Raw genomic sequence first — 20,948 nt, 5'->3', positions numbered from 1 at the left:
TTATCGCGAAGCACGCTAATTTGTTGCTTTGCCTGCGATTGCGCCCCATGAACGTCGACTATCTCTTCTACCGGAGGCCGGACAAGCCCGGCCCCTATTCGCTCGACGACCTCGGCGACATCGCGCCGCCGATCGGCCCGGGCGACCTGGTGCGTGCGGGCATCGCACGCGTGTTCGCGCAGATCGACTGGCAGGAATCGCCCGATGTGCCGGGCGCGTGGTTCGGCACGGGCGGCGCGACATTCCAGTTCACTACGGAGCCCGACGGCCGCGTGACGAGCTTCATGGGCTCGCGCCTCGAACGCCGCTCGATGCTGCAGCTCACCCACGAAATGGGGCTCATTGCGCTCGACCTGCAACGCGACATCGTCTACGGCTGACGCGCGGCCGGCGCCGAGGCCGGCCCGGGCCGGCCGCGCTTGCCGGCCAACGGCTTCCGGCATGCCGCCGCACGTGGCGCGTGTCCGCCATCGAACTTCAAAGATTGCTATACTTTCGCCCAATTCCGGCTTCCGGCCGGTAATTTGTGCCTGTCTGTGTCGATCGTTCGCATATCTCGCACGCATTTGACACCCTGACCATCCCAGCCGGGCATGGCTTCTTCAATCGCCCCGCGTGGGTGTCTCCGTGGAGCTCGTCTTGGCCGTTTCCCATTCCGTCGTGGACGAACAAGAAACCGACGCCGCTGCCGTCACATCGGGCAGTTCTTTCTATCTTGCGATGCGCATCCTGCCGGCCGTGCAGCGCGATGCGATGTTCCAGGTCTACGCGTTTTGCCGCGCGGTCGACGACATCGCCGACAGCGACCTGCCGCGTGCCGAGCGCCACGCGGGCCTCGATCGCTGGCGCGCGGACATCGACGCGTGCTTCGCCGGCCGCCCGCCGCGCCACCTGGCCGCGCTCGACCGCGAGATCCGCGCATTCAACCTGCAGCGCGACGATTTCCACGCGATGATCGACGGGATGGCGATGGATGCGGTCGAAGACATCTGCGCGCCCGACGAACCGACGCTCGACCTCTTCTGCGATCGCGTGGCGAGCGCGGCCGGCCGGCTGTCGGTGAGGATTTTCGGGATGCCGGAAGCCGAAGGAATCAAGCTGTCGCATCACCTCGGCCGCGCGCTGCAACTGACCAACATCCTGCGCGACATCGACGACGATGCGGCGATCAACCGTTGCTACCTGCCGCGCGAGCTGCTTGCGCGCGAAGGCATCGCGATCACCGACCCGGCGACGATCGTGCGCGATCCGGCGCTGCCGCGCGTGTGCGCGACGCTCGTCGAGCGCGCGCTCGAGCACTTCCGCCAGGCCGACGCGGTGATGGACACCTGCGCGCGTGCGCAGGTGAAGGCGCCGCGCATCATGTCGGGCGCGTATCGCTGCATTCTCGAAGCCGCGATCGCACGCGGCTTTGCGTTCCCGCGCGCGCCGCTGCGCAAGCCGAAGGCGCGCATGCTGATGATCGCCGCGCGCTACGCGCTGTTCTGAGCCGACCGAGTCGATGCCCAGGACCGTCCACGTGATCGGCGCCGGCGTTGCCGGCCTGTCGGCCGCGGTCGAGCTGCAACGCCGCGGGCGGCGCATCGTGCTGCACGACGCGCACGCGCATGCGGGCGGCCGCTGCCGCTCGTGGTTCGACGGGACGCTTAACACGACGCTCGACAGCGGGCTGCACACGGTGTTCGCGGGACAGCCCGCGACGCAGCGCTACCTGCGTGCGATCGGCGCGGCCGACCAGCTCACGGGGCCCGCGCTGCCTGAATTCCCGGTCGTCGACGTCGCGTCGCAGCAGCGCTGGACGCTGCGCTTCGGCGGCGGGCGCTGGCCGTCGTGGCTGTTCGATGCCGCGTCGCGCGCGCCGGACACGACGCCGCTCGACTACCTCGCGCTCGCCCCGCTCGCGTTCGCGCGCATGGGCCGCTCACTCGCACAGACGATGCGATGCGACGGCATGTTGTGGGAACGTTGGCTGCGGCCGTATTTCCTCGGTGTGCTGAACGTCGAGCCGCGCCACGCGAGCGCCGAACTCGCGCGCGCGGCGCTGTGCGGCACGTTTTGCGCGGGCGGCTCCGGCTGCCGTCCGCTCGTCGCGCGCCATGGCCTCGGCAGCGCATTCGTCGAACCGGCGCTGCGGATGCTGCAGCACGGCGGCGCGCAGATCCGGCTGAATTCGCGGCTCGACGCGTTCGAATTCGGCGCGCACGGCAACGCGGTCGATGCGGTTTCGGTCGGCGGCGAGCGGATCGATCTCGCGCCGGGCGACGCCGTCGTGCTGGCCGTGCCGCCCGAGGTCGCGCAGCCGCTCGTGCCCGAACTCACCGCGCCCGATACGTTCGGCGCGGTCGTGACCGCATATTTCGCGGCCGAAGCGCCGGCCGGCAATCCGCTGCAGACGTCCGTGGTCAACGGTGTCGTCGATACGGTGCGCACCGGCGGCGGCCAGCTCGCGGCGACGATCCGCGACGCGGGCCGCTGGCTCGACACGCCGCGCGACACGCTCGCGCGGCGCATCTGGGAAGACGTCGCGCGCGTGACCGGCGCGAACCCGGAAACCATCCCCGCGTGGCAGCTCGTCGTCGAGCCGCGCGCGGGCTTTGCGGCGGTGCCGTCGCAGGAAATGAAGCGTCCGGCCGTGCGTACGCGCTGGACCAATCTTGTGCTGGCAGGCGACTGGATTGCCACCGGCTTGCCCGCCACGATCGAGGGTGCGATCCGCTCCGGCCAACTGGCCGCGGACGTGCTCCAGACACAGTAAGTAAAAGAGGGACCGATGAACGATCTCACCGAAATGGCTACCCTGTCCGCCGGCGCCGTGCCGGCCGGCGTCGATACGGCCGTCGCGCGTGCGACCGACGCGCTGCTGGCCGCGCAGAACGCGGATGGCCACTGGGTCTACGAACTCGAAGCCGATTCGACGATTCCCGCCGAATACGTGCTGCTCGTCCACTATCTCGGCGAGACGCCGAACCTCGAGCTCGAACAGAAGATCGGCAAGTATCTGCGCCGCATCCAGCAGGCCGACGGCGGCTGGCCGCTGTTCACCGACGGCGCGCCGAACATCAGCGCGAGCGTGAAGGCGTATTTCGCGCTGAAGGTGATCGGCGACGACGAGAACGCCGAGCACATGCAACGTGCGCGCCGCGCCATCCACGCGATGGGCGGCGCCGAGATGTCGAACGTGTTCACGCGCATCCAGCTCGCGCTGTACGGCGCGATTCCGTGGCGCGCGGTGCCGATGATGCCGGTCGAGATCATGCTGCTGCCGCAGTGGTTCCCGTTCCATCTGTCGAAGGTCTCGTACTGGGCGCGCACCGTGATCGTGCCGCTGCTCGTGCTGAACGCGAAGCGCCCGCTCGCGAAGAACCCGCGCGGCGTGCGCATCGACGAACTGTTCATCGATCCGCCCGTCAACGCCGGGCTGCTGCCGCGCCAGGGCCACCAGAGCGCCGGCTGGTTCGCGTTCTTCCGCGTGGTCGATCATGCGTTGCGCGCGGTCGACGGGTTGTTCCCGAACTACACGCGCGAACGCGCGATCCGCCAGGCCGTGTCGTTCGTCGACGAGCGCCTGAACGGCGAGGACGGCCTCGGCGCGATCTATCCGGCGATGGCCAACTCGGTGATGATGTACGACGCGCTTGGCTACGCGGAAGATCACCCGAACCGCGCGATCGCGCGCAAGTCGATCGAGAAGCTGCTCGTCGTGCACGACGATGAAGCGTATTGCCAGCCGTGCCTGTCGCCGGTGTGGGACACGTCGCTCGCCGCGCATGCGCTGCTCGAAACGCGCGACGCGCGTGCCGAGGATGCCGCGATCCGCGGCCTCGAATGGCTGCGCCCGCTGCAGATCCTCGACGTGCGCGGCGACTGGATCTCGCGCCGCCCGCACGTGCGGCCCGGCGGCTGGGCGTTCCAGTACGCGAACGCGCACTACCCGGACGTCGACGATACGGCGGTGGTCGCGGTGGCGATGGAGCGCGCGCAGCAACTCAAGCAGAACGATGCGTATCGCGATTCGATCGCGCGGGCGCGCGAGTGGGTCGTCGGGATGCAGAGCAGCGACGGCGGCTGGGGCGCGTTCGAACCGGAAAACACGCAGTACTACCTGAACAACATCCCGTTCTCGGATCACGGCGCGCTGCTCGATCCGCCGACGGCCGACGTGTCGGGCCGCTGCCTGTCGATGCTGTCGCAGCTCGGCGAGACGCCGCTGAACAGCGAGCCGGCGCGTCGCGCACTCGACTACATGCTCAAGGAACAGGAACCGGACGGCAGCTGGTATGGCCGCTGGGGGATGAACTACGTGTACGGCACGTGGACGGCACTGTGCTCGCTGAATGCGGCCGGCCTGACGCCGGACGATCCGCGCATGAAGCGCGGTGCGCAATGGCTGCTGTCGATCCAGAACAAGGACGGCGGCTGGGGCGAGGACGGCGACAGCTACAAGCTGAACTATCGCGGTTTCGAGCAGGCGCCGAGCACCGCGTCGCAAACCGCGTGGGCGCTGCTCGGCCTGATGGCGGCCGGCGAGGTGAACAACCCGGCGGTGGCGCGCGGCATCGACTACCTGATCGCCGAGCAGAACGAAGAAGGCTTGTGGGACGAGACGCGCTTCACGGCGACGGGCTTCCCGCGCGTGTTCTACCTGCGCTATCACGGCTATCGCAAGTTCTTCCCGCTGTGGGCGCTCGCCCGCTATCGCAACCTGAAGCGCGACAACACCACGCGCGTGACGGTCGGGCTGTAACCCGTGGCGCCGCAATCCACCGGCTCGCTGCCCGTCATCGCCGTGACGGGGATGGCGTTCGAGGCGCGCATCGCGCGCGGCGACGGCGTCGAAGCCGTCTTTGCCGCACGGGCCGACCGCCTCGAACGCGCGCTGACCGAGGCGACCGCACGCGGTTGCGCAGGCATCGTGAGCTTCGGCACGGCAGGCGGGCTCGCGCCCGACCTGGCGCCCGGCGCGCTCGTGGTCGCGAGCGCGATCGACGGGCCGTTCGGCCGTGTCGAGACCGACGCAGGCTGGAGCGCACGGCTCGTCGCCGCGCTGCACGACACGCCCGTCTGGGCGCGCGTCACGCGCGGCACGATCGCGGCCGTCGGCGCACCGGTCATCAGCGAGCAGGACAAGACGTCGCTGCATCGCGCGAAGGACGCGCTCGCCGTCGACATGGAGTCGCATATCGCGGCGGCCTTCGCGGCGGCGCGCGGCGTACCGTTCGCGGTGTGCCGCGCGATCGTCGATCCGGCGTGGCGCACGTTGCCGCGCGCGGCAACGGCCGGCCTGCGCGACGACGGCAGCACGGCGATCCTGCCGATCCTGCGCGAACTGCTGAAGCAGCCGTCGCAGCTCGGCCCGCTGCTGCAGGTCGCGAGCGATGCGCGCGCGGCGCGCACGACGCTGATCCAGGCGCGGCACGCGTTCGAGCGTGCCGGTGCGATGCGGATCGCCTGAGCGGCACGCGCCGCCTGTCTCGCCCTTCTCCCCCGGTTTCCGTTTCTCGCGGACAAAAAAAGAGCGCTGCATCTGCAGCGCTCTTTGTCTTTGTGGCGGGGGCCGCTGCAGCGTTACTGCTGCACGGCCGGCGCGCTCGCGGGCGTCGCGGGTGCGGCCGCCGATGCCGCAGCCGGCGCAGCGGCCGATGCAGCAGCAGGCGCGCTCGCGGGCATCGCGTTGTCCGCGCCCGGATCGTCGTACTGGGGCAGCCCCGGCGCGGCCGGTGCATTGCTCGGCGTGGCGCCCGATGCGCCGCCCGACTCGCCCGGATCCTCGTAGTTCGGCAGCCCCGGCACGGCCGGCGTCGCGGCCGGCACGGCGCCCGCTTCACCCGGTTCGTTGTAGGTCGGCACCGTGGCCGACGACGACTGGCTGCGATACGTCAGCGACTTGCGCTGCTGGAGGTACGCGTCGCGCACGAACGAATACGGATCGAGCGCGGCCTGCTTCAGCAGGTCGGTCGCGCCGAGCAGATCCGAACGCGCGCTGATGAACTGCGCGATGTACATCGGGTTGCGCGCGGCCGGCTCGATGTAGTTCAGCAGGTTGAAGCGCACGTCCACCGCGCGGCCGACGCCGTCGCGGATCGTGCTCGGCCCGAACACGGGCAGCACGAGGTACGGGCCCGACGGCACGCCCCAGCGCGCCATCGTCAGGCCGAAGTCCTGGTGATGTTTCGGCAGCCCGGCGGGCGTCGCGATGTCGATCAGGCCGGCGACGCCGAACACCGAGTTCATCGCCACGCGCATCAGATCCTCGGTGGCATCGGTGATGCGGAGCTGCAGCAGGTTGTTCGCGATGTTGCCGAGATCGCCGAGGTTCGAGAAGAAGTTGCTGATCGCGGTGCGCACGGGCGTCGGCGTGACCTTCTGGTACCCCTTCGCGATCGGCTGGGCGATGTTCGTGTCGACGGTGTCGTTGAACTTGTACATCGCCCGGTTCATCGGCTCGAGCGGGTCGTTGGGGTTGCGGTTCGGTCCCGTCGCGCAGCCGGTCAGCGCCGCGCTGGCGGCAACGGTCGCCGCAATGATTCGCACCTTATTCATTGATTCCTTGCGATTGGTTCTTGGCGCGTTTGACGCGCGGTTTGCCCATCAGGACGGGCTGGAACACCACGGCGCCGATCAGCGTGCAGGTCAGGGCCAGCGCGAGCAGCTTGCCCATGCTCGACGTGCCCGGGTGGTGCGACAGCCACAGGCTGCCGAATGCGGTCGCCGTCGTCGCGGCGCTGAACAGGACGGCATGCGTGAGGCTCGAGTGCAGCAAGCCGGTTTGCCCCGCGCGCCACGCCATCACGAAATACACCTTGAACGCGACGCCGACGCCGAGCATCAGCGGCAGCGCGATGATGTTCGCGAAGTTGAGCGGCATGCCGAGCACGACGCACAGCTCGAGCGTCACGACGCCCGACACGAGCAGCGGCACCAGCGTGCGCAGCACGTCGCCGAAGCGGCGCAGCGTGACCCACAGCAGGACCGTGATCGAGATGATCGACCACAGCGCCGCATGCAGGAACGCGTTGATGATCGTGTCGGCCGAATGCAGGATCGAGATCGGCCCGCCGGTCGTGCCCGGCTCCGCGGCTTTCACGGCCTTCGCGAAGCGGCGCAGCATCGTGTCGTCGCCCGGGTCGACGCCCTTCGGCACCTTCGGCGAAATCTGCACGAGCGCATGGCCGTCCGGCGCGACCCAGTCGCGCACCAGCTGCGGCGGCAGCGATTCGCGCGTGACGCCCTGCGGCTGCAGCAGCGACGCGAGCTGGTTGAGCGCGATGCGCAGCGTGTCGGAGAACGCGCGTTCGGCGCGGTCGCGCGTCGCGGCATCCGCGGCGGCGAGCTTCGCGAGCGACGCCGACAGGTGCTGCGCGGCGGCCGCGCCCGGGCCCGGGTGATCTTCGGCCGCGTAGCTCAGCAGGTCCGACACGCGCTTGAGCGCGGCGACGCGCTGCGCGTCGGTCGCGGGCGGCGCGGGCGGCTGCGTCAGCGCGGGCAGCAGGTCGCTCGCGGCCGCGGCGATCGCCGCGCGCTTGGCCGGCTGGTCGGCGGGGATGAAGGTCGACAGCGTGGTCGTGCGGCCGACTTCGGGCAGCGCGTCGAGGCGCTTCGCGGCCGCATCGGCCTCCGCGAGCGACGGCGCGAGCAGCGTGACGTCGTTGACGGCGGCTTCCGGCGAATCCTTCAGCGCGAGCAGCGTCGCCATCGATTCGCTGTTCGGATCCTTCAGGTGCAGCGGGTTGAAGTCGAAGCGCAGGAATGCGAGCAGCGGCAGCGCGCCGATCACGACCACGAGCGTGCCGATCAGGATCGGCTTGCGATGGCGGTCGAGGTAATCGTCGACCGGCGCGAGCCACGGAAAGCCCGGCGTCTTCGATTCGCCCGGCGGCGCGAACAGGCGCAGCAACGCGGGCAGCAGCGTGATCGTGGTGAGCAGCGCAACGAACATCCCGACGCCCGCGATCAGGCCGAGCTCCGACACCCCGCGATAGGCGGTGGGGATGAACGAGAAGAAGCTTGCCGCGACGGCCGCGGTGGCCAGCGCGAGCGGCATGCCCATCGAGTGCGCGGCGCCGATCAGCGCGTGGTCGATGCGCGGATCGCGGAAGCGCTCCTCGCGGTACTTCACGCCGTACTGGATCGAGAAATCGACGCCAAGGCCGACGAACAGCACCATGAACGCAACCGAGATCATGTTCAGCGAGCCGACCATCGCGAGGCCGAGCGCGGCGGTCACGACGAGGCCGACGAACAGCGTGACGAGCACCGAGCCGATCATCCGCTTCGAACGCAGCGCGAGCCACAGGATGACGAGCACGGCGAGCAGCGTGAAGACGCCGTTGAGTGCCGCGCCGTCCTCGACCGACGCGAATTCGTCGTCGGCGAGCGGCTGTTCGCCGGTCAGGCGCACGACCGCGCCGTAGCGCTTCTCGAGGTCGATCGAACGGGCCGCGTCGCGGATCACCTGGCTGGTTGCCGCGCCGGCCTTCAGCGCGCCGTAGTTGACCACGGGCTGCACGGTGACGAACGCGCGCGCGGGCTGCCGCGCGGCATCGTTGTCGACCAGCGCGCGCCACGAGAACGCGGCCGGCTTGCCGGCCAGCACGTCGTCGACCGTCGCGGCGCTGCGCGCGAGCAGCTTCGCCATCGCGGGCAGTTTCACCTGGCCGGTCAGCAGCGGCTGGCCGAGCGTGGTGGAGAGCGTCGTGGCGAGCCCGGTCAGGCTCGGGTTCTTCGCGAGTTCGTTGACGAGCGGGCGCGCGCTCGCGAGCTGCGCGGTCGTATCGGTGACTTCCTGCGGCGACAGGAACAGCAGCCCGTTGTGCTCGAAGAACGGCCCGCCGCCGGGCTCGGCGACCTGGCCGATGCGGCCGGCGGCGGCATCCTTCTGCAGCGCGTCGGTCAGCGCCTGCGCGGCGGCATTCGCGAATTCGGGCGCGGGCGCCTCGACGACCGCGAGGATCGTGCCGTTGCGTTGCGGGAACGCCGTGTCGACCGCGTGGCCGAGCGCGGCAAATTGCGGTTCCGCATCGACGAGCTTGCTGATGTCGGTGTTGATCTTGAAATGCTGCGCGACATAGACGCCGCTGAGTGCGGCGATGACGAGCGACAGCACGACGACCCAGACGGGCCGGCGTACCGACCATGCAACGAGTCGGACGATGAGAGATGTCACCATGTGGCGGTGGGGAGCGGCTGGAAAGGGCAAAGTAGCCAAGTATACCGGCGCAGCGTGGCGGCGGTCGTGACGTTGGGGGTTACGAGAAGGGAAGGAGAATTGTTCGTGGCGGCGGAATCGATACCGATGGCCGGCCGGTTTGTAAGGGGATATTTACATAAACGGCGCCGCGCTGCGTCGACGCCCCGCCGCGGGCCTGTGACAAAGGATCTGAAAGGTAACAGTCGATCACGGCGGCGCACCGAGGCGTCGAGCCCGGTATACTTTGCTCCGTCGGCCGGTGCAATGAACCGGTCGTTTTTTCTCATCGAGCGATATTCGTATGAAACGTCATCTGTTTGCTTTCGTCGCGGCGGCCGCCGTGTCGGTTTCCGCTTTCGCGCAGAGCGCGCCGGTCGATATCGTCCGCAATGCGGTCGAGGGCACCGTCAATGCGATGAAGGCCGATCCGGCCGCACGCGGCGGTGACATGGCGAAGGTCTCGGCGGTCGTCGAGCAGCGCTTCCTGCCCGCGACCAACTTCGAGCGCACGACCCGCATCGCGGTCGGTGACGCGTGGAAGCAGGCCACGCCGCAACAGCAGCAGGAGCTGTACAAGCAGTTCAGGCTGCTGATGACGCGCACCTACGCCGCGTCGCTCGCGCAGCTCGGCAGCCAGGACGCGAAGTTCTCGTTCAAGGCCGGCGGTGCGTCGGGCGCCGACGCGCTCGTCCAGTCGACGGTCACGACGCCGGGCGACAGCCAGTCGGTCGGCTATCGTCTCGGCAAGGTCGGCAACGACTGGAAGATCTACGACATCGACATGTCGGGCGCGTGGCTGATCCAGGTCTACCAGGGCCAGTTCAAGAGCCAGCTCGCATCGGGCGGCATCGACGGGCTGATCGCGTATCTGCAGAAGCACAATTCGCGGACGAATTGATCGGCCGCTGAGCGATCCGGATTCCGGATGCACGAAGGGCGCCCTCGGGCGCCCTTTTTCATGGCTGTGCGCTGGCGGCGCGTTACGCGCTGACGCCGAGCATCCGCAGGCAATCGTCGACCACCGCATCGACGAACGCGGCACGATCCGCTTCCGGCGTCGCGATGATGTGATCGGTCGCACCATGCACGCCCGCATAGATCAGCAGCGCGGTGACCTGCGGGTGCGCGAGCCGCCAGGTGCCGGCCCGTGCGCCGCCGTCGAGAATCGCGCCGAGCTGGTCAAGGATCGCGTTCTTGTCGGCATTCGCGCGATCGTGGTGATGGTGGTTCGTATAGACGATGTCGTGCGTGCGGTAGGTCGCCGCGTAGGTTTCGATGTTGGCGCGGATCCACGCGCGCAGGCGCGCGAGCCAGTCGTCGGCGTCGCATGCGTCCACCGCGTGCTGCAAACGGTCGAGGAACGACGCCGTGTAGCGCTGCGCGAGCGCGGCGAGCATGTCGGACTTCGATTCGAAGTAGTGATAGAACGTGCCCTTCGCGACCTGCGCGTGCTCGACGATCTCGCTGATGGTCGTCGCTTCCACGCCCTGCGCGAGAAACAGCGTCTCGGCCGCCGCCATCAGTTCCTCGAGGCGCACTTCCGCCGGCTTCGTGCGCGGCTTGCCTGCCGGCGTGTCGTCTTTCACTGTCCTGAGTCCTGCCTTGGTCCTGTCCGTCATCGCGCGGCTCGACGCCCGTTCATGCACAGCCCGCAGTTTAGGCCAGCGTCCCGCTCACGGCCAATGCAGTCCATTGACCGACGGTCGGTCGATATATATGATGAGAATCATTCTCATCTCGATGCCCGTCAAGGGCTGACCACCATGCCTCGCTCCCGTCGCGCCGCACTCGTCCTGGCCGCCTGTCTCGGCACCTTTCTCGCCACGCTCGACATCAGCATCGTCAACGTCGCGCTGCCGACGCTGCAGACGGCGCTCGATACCGATATCGGCGGCCTCCAGTGGGTCGTCAATGCATATGCGCTGACGCTGTCCGCATTCATGCTGTCGGCCGGGCCGCTTGGCGATCGCTACGGACACAAGCGCGTGTGGCTCGCCAGCGTAGTCCTGTTCACGGTGGGGTCAGTGGTGTGCGCATGCGCGGGCAGCACCGAGCCGCTGCTGATTGGCCGCGCGATCCAGGGGCTCGCCGGTGCGTTGCTGATACCGGGCGCGATGCCGATCCTCACGCATGCATTTCCCGATGCGCGCGAGCGTGCCCGCGCGATCGGCGGGTGGTCCGCGTTCAGCGCGCTCGCGCTGATCCTCGGGCCGCTGGTGGGCGGCCTGCTCGTCGAGCATGGCGGATGGCAGAACATCTTCCTCGTCAACGTGCCGATCGGCGTCGTGACCGTGCTGCTCGGCGCATGGGGCATTCCGGAGCGCCGGCATCCGCAGCATGCGGCGTTCGATCCGCTCGGCCAGGCGCTGAGCGTGATCTGGCTCGGGTTGCTCACGTACGGGCTGATCGGTATCGGCGAAGCCGGCGCGTGGCACGCGAAGGTGCTCGCGCCGCTGGCGGGCGCCGCGGTGGCGTTCGTCGTGTTCGTGCGAGTCGAGACGCGTGTCGAGCGGCCACTGCTGCCGGTCTGGCTGTTTCGCGACCGGCGGCTGGTGCGCGCCAATCTCGCGTCATTCGTGCTCGGGTTCTCGGGGTACAGCAGTTTGTTCTTCCTGTCGCTGTTCCTGCAGCAGGCGCAGGGGCGCACGCCGGCCGGGGCCGGCTGGCAACTGATGCCGCAGTTCGTGATGACGGCGATCACGTCGATGCTGTTCGGGCGCATCGCGGCGCGTATTCCGTTGCATGCGCTGATGGTGGGGGGATACGGGCTGATCGGCGCGATGCTGTCGCTCATGGCCGGCTTCGGCGCGGACACGTCGTATGTGCCGGTCGGTGTCGCGCTGGCGTTGCTCGGCGTCGGCATGGGGCTCGCGGTGCCCGCGACCGGCATGACCGTGATGGAACTGGCGCCGGCCGAACGCGCGGGCATGGCGTCGGCGACGATGAACGCGTTGCGTCAGACCGGGATGAGCATGGGCATCGCGGTGCTCGGCAGCGTGATGAGCGTCGGGGCGCTGCACCGGATGACGGCCGCGATGCTGGTGGCCGGCAGCGCGCAAGCGGATACGCTCGCGCGACAGGCGGTGATGGAGCATGTATTTGCGGCAGGGCAGCCGGCGCCGCTCGGTGCGTATCGGGACGCGATGGCGCACGGGTTTTCGGTCGCGGTTTTGTGTTCCGGGATCCTCAGTATTGTGGTTGCGGTGATGCTGATGGTGCGGCGTGAAGTCAGTCGAAAGCAGGGTATTGCGCCGGTGTCGTGCTCGACGCAATCGCGGCCGGAACGACCGTGACCGGTCAACTTCGCCACCTATCGAATCACATATGACGCGATGTAGATCAGCATCGTGGGCGTTGCCAAGGCGGCCAAGGAAAGCACCAATTTTCGTGCTGTGACACGTTGACGCGCGATCCGCCAACCCGCGAAGGCGAATGCAAGCGATGGGCCGAGCAGCAACACGATGAGCAGCGCGAAAACTGGCCAGGGTGGTGAACAGAGATCGATTTCGCGGCAGGAATGCTGACCGAAGTGCATTCGCCAACCGGTATGAATCCGCCAATCGATCCGGCTTCCGATCCAGCATGCGAGCCAGGTAGTTACCAGACCTGCGATCCCGTACAAGAGCGAGAGTCCTACACGTCTTATTCTTGGCCGCATGTCCGAGGATTAACGTGATTTCCTGCGAGTCACGATGCTCGCCGAAACGATCGCAAAGATGGCAGACAGCCCACCCCATCCTGCGAAGAACGCATCCGCGATTTCCGGGTTCGTATCGAAAAGGCTACCTCTGCCATGCAGGACGAGTGTTCCGTATGCGTAGAGAGAGCCCCAGCAGATCAAGGTGGCGAAGGCTACGCCGACAAGTGCGCTCGCTACAGCGGCAACGAATTTCATTTGACGGGAAAGAACAAAATGGTTTTTGAGTTGCGGAAATCCGACCAGAAACCCGCTATGACAATATTCCACGAAATCCGAATGCCTGATGCGAAACCGGTGAGCCTGCCTCCATTCCAGAGGTCGATATGGCCGCCGCTCAAATTGTCCGGCGAATCGCCGTCCTGCAGCCAATAGCCATCGAAGAAGACAATTCCGGTTCGACTTGCTACCTTGCTCGCCCAATCGCGTCCCGTAATGTTCTCGGGAGCCAGTACGCCGGCGACCGGCCGTAGCTTCAACCATTCAGCAAACTCGTATGCGCGTGTGGCGGTCGATTTGCCGTTGAGCATGAGGCGGCCCAGTGTCGGCTTGCCTGGCATTGGCCGGACCCGCTTCTGCGAAAACGACTTCATCTCGATGCCGACGTTGTGCAGCGTTACACTCATCCGGATGGCGCACTGGTTCTGGTACTGTCCGTTTGGATCGGCGTACGGATTCCCGTGAGCATAGTTGTTCCAGAGTTCGGAAAACGTTACCGACTTCAGTTGGACTTCCTTGTGCGAGTTTTGCACGGTGGTCGTCCTCACGACTGTTTTTGCGTTTGGCATTACGCATCCCCGCTCAGTCGTGCGAGCGCTTCGTCGCCCCAATAGACCGTGTACGTGCCCTCATGGCTCGTATGAACACGCGGCAGGTATCCGGTGGCATCGAGTCGGCCCGAGTGAACACGCCCGTCCGATGTTTCGATGATGTACGGATAATCCGGCACTGCGCCGTTTCCGACGGCGCGAACGCATTCGTCATAGACGCCCGCGGCTATGGCCGCCGTATTGCGTTGCGGATTCGATCCGGAAGAAACGACGCCTTCCGTTTCCGCTTCGTCATCGCACCATGAATTGCCGGAGAGCACCGCAACGATGCGTGGCGGTGTCGCACATCGACATAACACGACGTCGCCATCGGCTGCCGTTTCGGCCATGAATCTGATGCGCTTCGGTCCGCCAGCCTTGGCAATCTGTCCAGTACTTCCGCATGCTTTGCAGAACGCGAGGCCGCCGATCAGCGCAACCTGATGGCCAGCGTCGCCAAACGTGAATCGTGGCCCTGCGTAGGCAATGACGTGTCCCCCGGTTTCCAACTCGTCGCCGACAACGGCGATACGGCGCATCATGATTTCGCTCCTCGGTCCAGATCACCGATATCTGCCGGTGATGCCGGTTGCCGCACGACGAGTTCATGCAGGCGTCATGCGAAACACGAGCACGATGCTCGTTCCGGCAAGCGAAAGGATTCCATCGACCCGGGGAGCGGTCGATTGGACGAGTATGAAATTGGACGGCGAATCGTGAGGTGGATGCCGTTGACGTGCTGGCCTACCTCCGCCGATGCTCGACCGCGAACTTGATCAGCTCGGCCTGCCCTTCTATCTCCAGCTTGCGCTTCAGATTGAGCCGGTGCGTCTCGACCGTGCGCACCGACAGCCCCGTCTGCTGCGCGATCTGCTTGCTCGACAGCCCTTCCGCCAGCGCGTCGAGGATGTCGCGTTCGCGCGGCGTGAGCCGGTCGAGCGGCGACGCGGTCGCGCTCGCGTGGATCATCCGCGCGGCGAGCCCTTCGCTGAAGAACGTCTGGCCGGCCAGCACCGCGCCGATCGCGCGCACGATCTCGCTCGCGGGCGAATCCTTCAGCAGGTAACCGCTCGCGCCGGCACGCACGGCCTGCGTCACGTATTCGATGTTGTCGTGCATCGACAGCATCAGCACGCGGATGCCCGGAAAGCGCTCGTGGAACACGCCCGCGAGCGTGATGCCGTTCATCCCGTTCATGCCGACGTCCATCAGCGCGAGATCGGGTTCGAGCGACGCGGCAAGCGCGAGCGCCTCGTCGGCGTTGCCGGCTTCGCCGACCACGGACAGGTCGGCCGCTTCGAGCCGCATCCGCAAGCCGTCGCGCACGAGCGGGTGGTCGTCGACGAGCAGCAGTCGGGCGACGGGCCGGGCAGTGTCGGGGGCGCTCATGCGTGAAAGGTCTCCTGTGATGGGGCGCATCATGACGCGGCGCCGGGCAGCGGCACGCGCGCGGCGACGATCGTGTGGCCGACCTGCGACGTGATCGTCAGCATGCCGCCGAGCGCGTCGAGGCGCTCGCGCATGTTGCGCAGGCCGATGCCGCGGCGCGCGTCGGCTTGCGAGCGTTCGGCGTCGAAGCCGCAGCCGTTGTCGGCGATGGTCAGCAGGACGGATTGCGCGCCGACGTCGAGCGTGACGGCCGCGCGCGACGCCTGCGCATGATGCACGATGTTGCTGAGCGCTTCCTGGGCGATCCGGAACAGCGCGGTGTTGACGGCTTCGGGCAGCGGCCGGGTGCCGCTGTGCGCGACCTGCGTATAGCCGATGTCGATGCCGCTTTCGGCGCCGAGCTCGCGCACCAGTTGCTCGAGCGCAGCTGCGAGGCCGAGGTCGTCGAGCATCGACGGACGCAGCGCATGCGAGATGCGCCGCACTTCGCGCAGCGTGTCGCCGAGCCGCCCGACACCCGATGCCAGTGCCTGCTCGGCTTCGGGCAGGCGGGCCGCGCCGCGTTCGAAGCGGGCGAGCGCGGATTCGAGCATCAGCTTCGCGGACACCATCATCTGGCTGATCCCGTCATGCAGCTCGCGCGACAGCCGCGCCCGCTCCTGCTCCTGCGATTCGACGACACGCTGCGCGAGCAGCTTGAGCTTCGCGTCGGTGCTGCGCGACTCGCTGACGTTCAGCACCAGCGCGCACACGGCGATCGCCGCCGCGCCGGTGAGCGCGATCGCGGTCAGCCAGCTCATCGTGCGCTCGATGTTCGCGGATGCGCGTGCGTCGATGCGCTGTAGCGCGGTGTCGACGTCGTCGAGATAGATGCCGGTGCCGACCATCCAGCCCCAGCGCTCGAGCGCGACGACGTAGCCGAGCTTCGGCGCGACGCGGCCCGTCGACGGTCGCTGCCATGCGTAGCGCACGTAGCCGCCGCCGCTCGACGCCGCGCCGATCAGCTTCTGGATCGTCAGCGCGCCCTGCGGGTCGCGCATCGACCAGTAGTTGTGGCCGACGCGCTCGGGCTCGCGCGGATGCATCAGCGAATTGCCATGCAGGTCGTACACGAAGAAATAGCCGTCGGGGCCGAAATCCATCTTCTGCAGCATCGCGAGCGCCTGCGTGCGCAGCAGCGCGTCGTCGCGCGCGTTGCGGCCGCTCGCGTCGTAGAGCGGCATGATCGCGCTCGTCGCCAGCTCGACGTAGTGCTTCAGCTCGACTTCCTTGCTCGACAGGTACGCGGCCTGGATCGTCGCGTGCTGCGTGTGCGCGAGGGACGTCGCCTGCTGGCGCACGCCGAAGCCGATGCCGGCGATCGCGAGCAGGAACGGCACGATGGCCAGAAGGAAGATCTTTGCCTTGAGTCTCATGGTGGTGCGAAGCAGCCGTGCACCCGCGCGGGCGGGCCGGGTGCGTCAGCCGTGCGGCGGCATGTCGAGGCGACATTGTCGGCGATTTTGCGCACGGGCGGCGACGGCGGCCCGGCGGCCGTCCGGCCCTTGCTCGGCCATCGCTCGGCGGCGTGGCGTGTCCGGCCGCTCAGGCCTGCCGCGCCGCGAGGCCGCCGGAAGCGGCCGGGTGCACGACGATGCGGTTGCGCCCGCCTTCCTTCGCGCGATACAGCGCGTCGTCGGCCAGCTTCAGCGCGCCCTGCATGTCGTCGTCGTGTTCGGGATAGCTGGTCGTCACACCGATGCTCACCGTCAGGCGGCCGGACGTGCCGGCGTCGTGCCGGATGCCGAGATCGAGGATGCCGGTGCGGATCGTTTCGGCGATCGTCACCGCGCCGTCCGTGTCGATGTCGGGCAGCACCACGACGAATTCCTCGCCGCCGTAGCGTGCCGCGTAATCGGCCGGGCGGCGCAGGCAGCCGGCGATGCAGTGGCCGACCGCGGCAAGCGCGTCGTCGCCGGCCTGGTGCCCTTGCGTGTCGTTGTAGCGCTTGAAGTAATCGACGTCGATGAACAGCAGCGACAGCGCGTGCTGCGAGCGCGCGGCACGGCGCCATTCGCGCGCGAGCGTGACGTCGAGCATCCGGCGGTTGTCGAGGCCCGTGAGGCCGTCGGTGCGCGCGAGCGCCTGCAGTTCGGTTTCCGCGCGGTGGCGCTTGCGCAGCTGCACGTCCAGCAGCAGCGACAGGCCGACGAAGCCGATCGCGAGCGCGACCATCGCGGAGCCGATCGGAATCGCACGGTCGTACCACGCGGCGTAGGTATCGGCTTCCGAGCGCGCGACCATGATGATGAGCGGCAGGTTCTCGAGGTGCCGGAACACGTACAGGCGCCGCACGCCGTCGATCGACGCGGTGTCGGCGAAGCTGCCTTCATTGGCGGTCATGAACCGCCGGAACGTGCTGGCGTGGCTGATGTCGCGGCCGACGATCTTCGGGTCGTACGGCTCGCGCGCGAGCATCCTGCCGTCCGTGTTGATCAGCGCGATCGAGCCGCGATCGCCCAGCGACAGGCGCGAGAACAGGTTCTGGAAATATTCGAGCCGGATCGACATCACGGCGACGCCGCCGAACGCGCCGTCGGGCTTCGTGATCCGCCGGCTGAGCGCGATGCTCGGCGAGCCGCCGCGCAGCCGCGAGTGATACGGCGGGCTGACGTACAGGCCGGCGTCGGGATGATCGCGGTGCACGACGAAGTACGGCTCGTTGCTGAAGTTGGCCTTGCGCGGCACGTCGCTCTTGCCGTCGACCTCGATGTCGCCCTTCGCGTCGAGCACGTAGATCCCGCCGAGGTACTTGGCGGTCGTCGCACGGTCGAACAGCACCTGGCGGCGCAGCGGCATCGGCAGCTTGACGACCTCGGGGTCGTTCTCTCCCTCGACGACGGCCTGCAGCGACAGCGAATAGATCTCGATGTTGCGCTCGATGTCCCACGACGCCATCAGCGCCAGGTTCTGCTGCATCGCGATCGAGCGTTCGCGTGCATCGATGCGGCCTTCGTACAGCACGATCCCGCACAGGAGCAGCAGGACCAGCGCGATCAGCAGCCCGGTATAGAAGATCAGGTGGGGCAGCAGGAACCGGCGCAGATGAACGGCGACACGGCTCGTCAGGCCGGATTCGCTGGGCATTGCGTAGTCGGTTTCTGCCATGGTCGGTGGATCGGTGGGCATTGCCGCCGGGAGGCGGGCCGATGCGATTGTTCGTATGACGTGTCGGCGGCGATCCGGTACGCGACCATTCCGACGCCTTCCTGCCGGCCGGCGGGGAAATTGGACGCCGATTATCGGTAATCGCGGCCAGATATACCGGTAAATCAAGCATTCACTGGTGACATCTGCGCCGATTCAACGATCCGACGAATCGGGCAACGCGAATTCAACGGAGTATAACGCGCGCGTCCGCGTGCGCGGAAAATGTTGGGGGCCATTGATCCGGATCAAATTTCAGCGAATTCCCGGGCTGGCGAATATCGGGCAGCGCGTTCCAGCGCAAGGCTTTGCGGCATGAAGGGCCGTGGCGCGCGGCATGCAGCCGCCGATTCTCTCCGGATAACGGCACACGCAGGCGAAAAATGAAGGCAGACGATATGTGCCGATTATTCGTTTCAACGGCCGGGCGAACGCGAAAATGAAAAACGGGCGGCCGTGGCGGCCGCCCGTTTCGTGAAGCACGCCCGCGCTTAACCGCCGTGCTGTTGCGCCTTGAACGCGAGGCGGAACCGGTGCAGCAGCGGCTCGGTATAGCCGCTCGGCTGCGACGTGCCCTGCAGCGCGAGCGCGCACGCGGCCTTGAACGCGGTCGACTGGTCGTAGCCGGGCGCCATCGGGCGATAGTTCGGGTCGCCGGCGTTTTGCTGGTCGACGACGCGCGCCATCCGCTTGAACACGTCGAGCACGAATGCCTCGGTGATCACGCCGTGGCGCAGCCAGTTCGCGATGTGCTGGCTCGAGATGCGCAGCGTGGCGCGGTCTTCCATCAGGCCGACGTCGTGGATGTCGGGCACCTTCGAGCAGCCGACGCCCTGTTCGACCCAGCGCACGACGTAGCCGAGGATGCCCTGCGCGTTGTTCTCGACTTCGCTCAGGATCTCGGCCTCGCTCCACGCGGCGCGCTCGACGACCGGCACGGTCAGCAAGCCTTCGAGCAGCGCGTCGCGTTCGCTGGCGTACGGTGTCTTCTCGAGTTCCTGCTGGACGGCCTGCACGTCGACGAGGTGGTAGTGCAGCGCGTGGAGCGTCGCGGCGGTCGGCGACGGCACCCATGCGGTGTTCGCGCCGGCGCGCGGATGCGCGATCTTCTGCTCGAGCATCGCGTGCATCAGGTCGGGCATCGCCCACATGCCCTTGCCGATCTGCGCGCGGCCACGCAGGCCGGCCGACAGGCCCGCGAGCACGTTGTTGCGCTCGTACGACTGGATCCACGCCGACGACTTCATGTCGCCCTTGCGGATCATCGGGCCCGCTTCCATCGCGGTGTGCATCTCGTCGCCGGTGCGATCGAGGAAGCCGGTGTTGATGAACGCCACGCGTGCGGCGGCCGCGGCGATACATGCGGCGAGGTTCACGCTGGTGCGGCGCTCCTCGTCCATGATGCCCATCTTCAGCGTGTTGCGCGGCAGGTTGTACAGATCCTCGATGCGCGCGAACAGCGTATCGGCGAACGCGACTTCGACCGGGCCGTGCATCTTCGGCTTCACGATGTAGATCGAGCCGGTGCGCGAGTTGCGCTTCGCCTTCAGGTCGTGCAGCGAGCACAGCACCGTGACGACGCCGTCGAGGATCCCTTCCGGAATCTCGTTGCCGTCGCGGTCGAGCACCGCGCCGTTGGTCATCAGGTGGCCGACGTTGCGCACGAACAGCAGCGAGCGGCCGTGCAGCGACAGCGTGCCGCCGGCGGGCGTGGTGTACTCGCGATCGGCGTTCAGGCGGCGCGTGAAGGTCTTGCCGCCCTTCGCGACTTCCTCGACCAGCGTGCCCTGCATCAGGCCGAGCCAGTTGCGGTAGAGCTGGACCTTGTCTTCCGCGTCCACCGCCGCGACCGAATCCTCGCAGTCGATGATCGTGCTGACCGCGGCTTCGAGCACGACGTCCTTCACGTTCGCGAGATCGGCACGGCCGATCGGCGTCGACGCGTCGATCTGGATCTCGAGGTGCAGGCCGTTGTGCTTCAGCAGGATCGCGGACGGCGCGTCGGCCGCGCCCTGGTAGCCGACGAACTGCGCCGGCTGCGCGAGACCCACGACGCCCTTCGCGGTTTCGACGGCGAGCTGGCCGTCCTGCACGCGGTAGCGCAGCGCGTCGCGGTGCGAGCCGCTCGCGAGCGGCGCCGCGTTGTCGAGCACGTTGCGCGCGTAGTCGATCACGCGCTGGCCGCGCGTCGGGTTGTAGGCCGTGGTGCGTTCGGCGCCGCCGTCTTCAGGCAGCGCATCGGTGCCGTACAGCGCGTCGTACAGGCTGCCCCAGCGGGCGTTCGCGGCGTTCAGCGCGTAGCGCGCGTTCGACAGCGGCACGACGAGCTGCGGGCCGGCCTGCGTGGCGATCTCGCTGTCGACGTTCGCGGTGGCTGCCGCGACGTTCGACGGGACCGGCACGAGGTAGCCGATCTGTTCGAGGAACGCGCGATACGCGGCGTGGTCGCGCACGGGGCCGGGGTGCGCGCGGTGCCAGGTGTCGAGTTCCTGCTGCAGGCGGTCGCGTTCCGCGAGCAGCTCGCGGTTGCGGGGCGCCAGATCGTGCACCAGGGCCGAGAAACCGCTCCAGAACGCGGCCTTGTCGATGCCGGTGCCCGGCAGCGCTTCGTTTTCAATGAACTGGCTCAGCGCTGGCGCGACTTGCAGTCCTGCTTGGTCGATCATCGTTAATCCTCCCG

The 20,948-nt window shown here is 67.7% G+C and carries 16 protein-coding genes; 7 read left to right on the top strand and 9 right to left on the bottom strand.

Annotated features, from left to right (window positions below; all coding sequences use genetic code 11):
• Positions 1-47: 47 nt before the first annotated feature.
• The 5 genes from LGM89_RS30465 (at position 48) to LGM89_RS30445 (ending at position 5,452) form a co-directional block, all read left to right on the top strand.
• Positions 48-380: a hypothetical protein gene (locus LGM89_RS30465; protein ID WP_226274890.1), complete on the top strand. Its 333-nt coding sequence runs from the start codon at positions 48-50 to the stop codon at positions 378-380.
• A 259-nt stretch (positions 381-639) separates the two neighbouring features.
• Positions 640-1,488 (top strand): presqualene diphosphate synthase HpnD, encoded by an 849-nt coding sequence (gene hpnD, locus LGM89_RS30460; protein ID WP_089428727.1) that lies wholly within the window; start codon positions 640-642, stop codon positions 1,486-1,488.
• Between the two features lie 13 nt (positions 1,489-1,501).
• Complete coding sequence (gene hpnE, locus LGM89_RS30455; protein ID WP_226274889.1) at positions 1,502-2,755, top strand: hydroxysqualene dehydroxylase HpnE; 1,254 nt, start codon at positions 1,502-1,504, stop codon at positions 2,753-2,755.
• A 15-nt stretch (positions 2,756-2,770) separates the two neighbouring features.
• Positions 2,771-4,744, top strand: coding sequence for a squalene--hopene cyclase (gene shc / locus LGM89_RS30450; protein ID WP_069252799.1), 1,974 nt, complete (start codon positions 2,771-2,773; stop codon positions 4,742-4,744).
• A 51-nt stretch (positions 4,745-4,795) separates the two neighbouring features.
• Positions 4,796-5,452 carry a phosphorylase gene (locus LGM89_RS30445; protein WP_241022391.1) on the top strand — a complete coding sequence of 219 codons (657 nt, stop codon included), beginning with the start codon at positions 4,796-4,798 and terminating at the stop codon, positions 5,450-5,452.
• Between the two features lie 113 nt (positions 5,453-5,565).
• On the opposite strand, the gene LGM89_RS30440 is transcribed toward LGM89_RS30445, so the two are convergent.
• Together LGM89_RS30440 and LGM89_RS30435 are read right to left on the bottom strand one after the other, a co-directional pair.
• The gene (locus LGM89_RS30440; protein WP_226274888.1) at positions 5,566-6,540 is read right to left on the bottom strand and encodes a VacJ family lipoprotein; all 975 of its coding nucleotides are present in this window, start codon (positions 6,538-6,540) and stop codon (positions 5,566-5,568) included.
• The gene (locus LGM89_RS30435) at positions 6,533-9,166 is read right to left on the bottom strand and encodes an MMPL family transporter (protein ID WP_226274887.1); all 2,634 of its coding nucleotides are present in this window, start codon (positions 9,164-9,166) and stop codon (positions 6,533-6,535) included. Before LGM89_RS30435 ends, LGM89_RS30440 begins: the two co-directional genes overlap by 8 nt.
• A gap of 322 nt (positions 9,167-9,488) precedes the next feature.
• Between LGM89_RS30435 and LGM89_RS30430 the strand changes: the two genes are divergently transcribed.
• A complete protein-coding gene (locus tag LGM89_RS30430; RefSeq protein WP_089428733.1) occupies positions 9,489-10,085 on the top strand; it encodes a phospholipid-binding protein MlaC in 597 nt (198 codons plus the stop codon).
• An 82-nt stretch (positions 10,086-10,167) separates the two neighbouring features.
• Here the strand turns inward: LGM89_RS30430 and LGM89_RS30425 are convergent, their stop codons facing one another.
• Positions 10,168-10,806: a TetR/AcrR family transcriptional regulator gene (locus tag LGM89_RS30425; RefSeq protein ID WP_226274886.1), complete on the bottom strand. Its 639-nt coding sequence runs from the start codon at positions 10,804-10,806 to the stop codon at positions 10,168-10,170.
• 144 nt (positions 10,807-10,950) lie between these two features.
• On the opposite strand from LGM89_RS30425, the gene LGM89_RS30420 reads away from it, so the two are divergent.
• On the top strand, positions 10,951-12,480 hold the full coding sequence (locus tag LGM89_RS30420; protein ID WP_226274885.1) for an MFS transporter: 1,530 nt from the start codon (positions 10,951-10,953) through the stop codon (positions 12,478-12,480).
• A gap of 598 nt (positions 12,481-13,078) precedes the next feature.
• Here LGM89_RS30420 and LGM89_RS30415 read toward each other — a convergent pair.
• From LGM89_RS30415 to LGM89_RS30390, 6 genes are all read right to left on the bottom strand, one after another.
• Positions 13,079-13,672, bottom strand: coding sequence for a type VI secretion system amidase effector protein Tae4 (locus LGM89_RS30415; RefSeq protein WP_226274884.1), 594 nt, complete (start codon positions 13,670-13,672; stop codon positions 13,079-13,081).
• Positions 13,672-14,235, bottom strand: coding sequence for a PAAR domain-containing protein (locus LGM89_RS30410; RefSeq protein ID WP_226274883.1), 564 nt, complete (start codon positions 14,233-14,235; stop codon positions 13,672-13,674). Before LGM89_RS30410 ends, LGM89_RS30415 begins: the two co-directional genes overlap by 1 nt.
• Before the next feature lie 202 nt (positions 14,236-14,437).
• Positions 14,438-15,082 carry a response regulator gene (locus LGM89_RS30405; protein WP_043186307.1) on the bottom strand — a complete coding sequence of 215 codons (645 nt, stop codon included), beginning with the start codon at positions 15,080-15,082 and terminating at the stop codon, positions 14,438-14,440.
• Between the two features lie 29 nt (positions 15,083-15,111).
• On the bottom strand, positions 15,112-16,497 hold the full coding sequence (locus LGM89_RS30400; RefSeq protein ID WP_226274882.1) for a cache domain-containing protein: 1,386 nt from the start codon (positions 16,495-16,497) through the stop codon (positions 15,112-15,114).
• 169 nt (positions 16,498-16,666) lie between these two features.
• Positions 16,667-18,229, bottom strand: a complete 1,563-nt coding sequence (locus tag LGM89_RS30395) for a sensor domain-containing diguanylate cyclase (protein WP_175239549.1) — start codon at positions 18,227-18,229, stop codon at positions 16,667-16,669.
• Positions 18,230-18,759: 530 nt separating this feature from the next.
• A complete protein-coding gene (locus tag LGM89_RS30390) occupies positions 18,760-20,934 on the bottom strand; it encodes a malate synthase G (protein ID WP_226274881.1) in 2,175 nt (724 codons plus the stop codon).
• Between the last annotated feature and the right edge of the window lie 14 nt (positions 20,935-20,948).

This window comes from Burkholderia sp. AU31624, from assembly GCF_020420065.1.
Taxonomy (GTDB): domain Bacteria; phylum Pseudomonadota; class Gammaproteobacteria; order Burkholderiales; family Burkholderiaceae; genus Burkholderia.
This window is presented reverse-complemented; position numbering and strand designations above follow the sequence as displayed.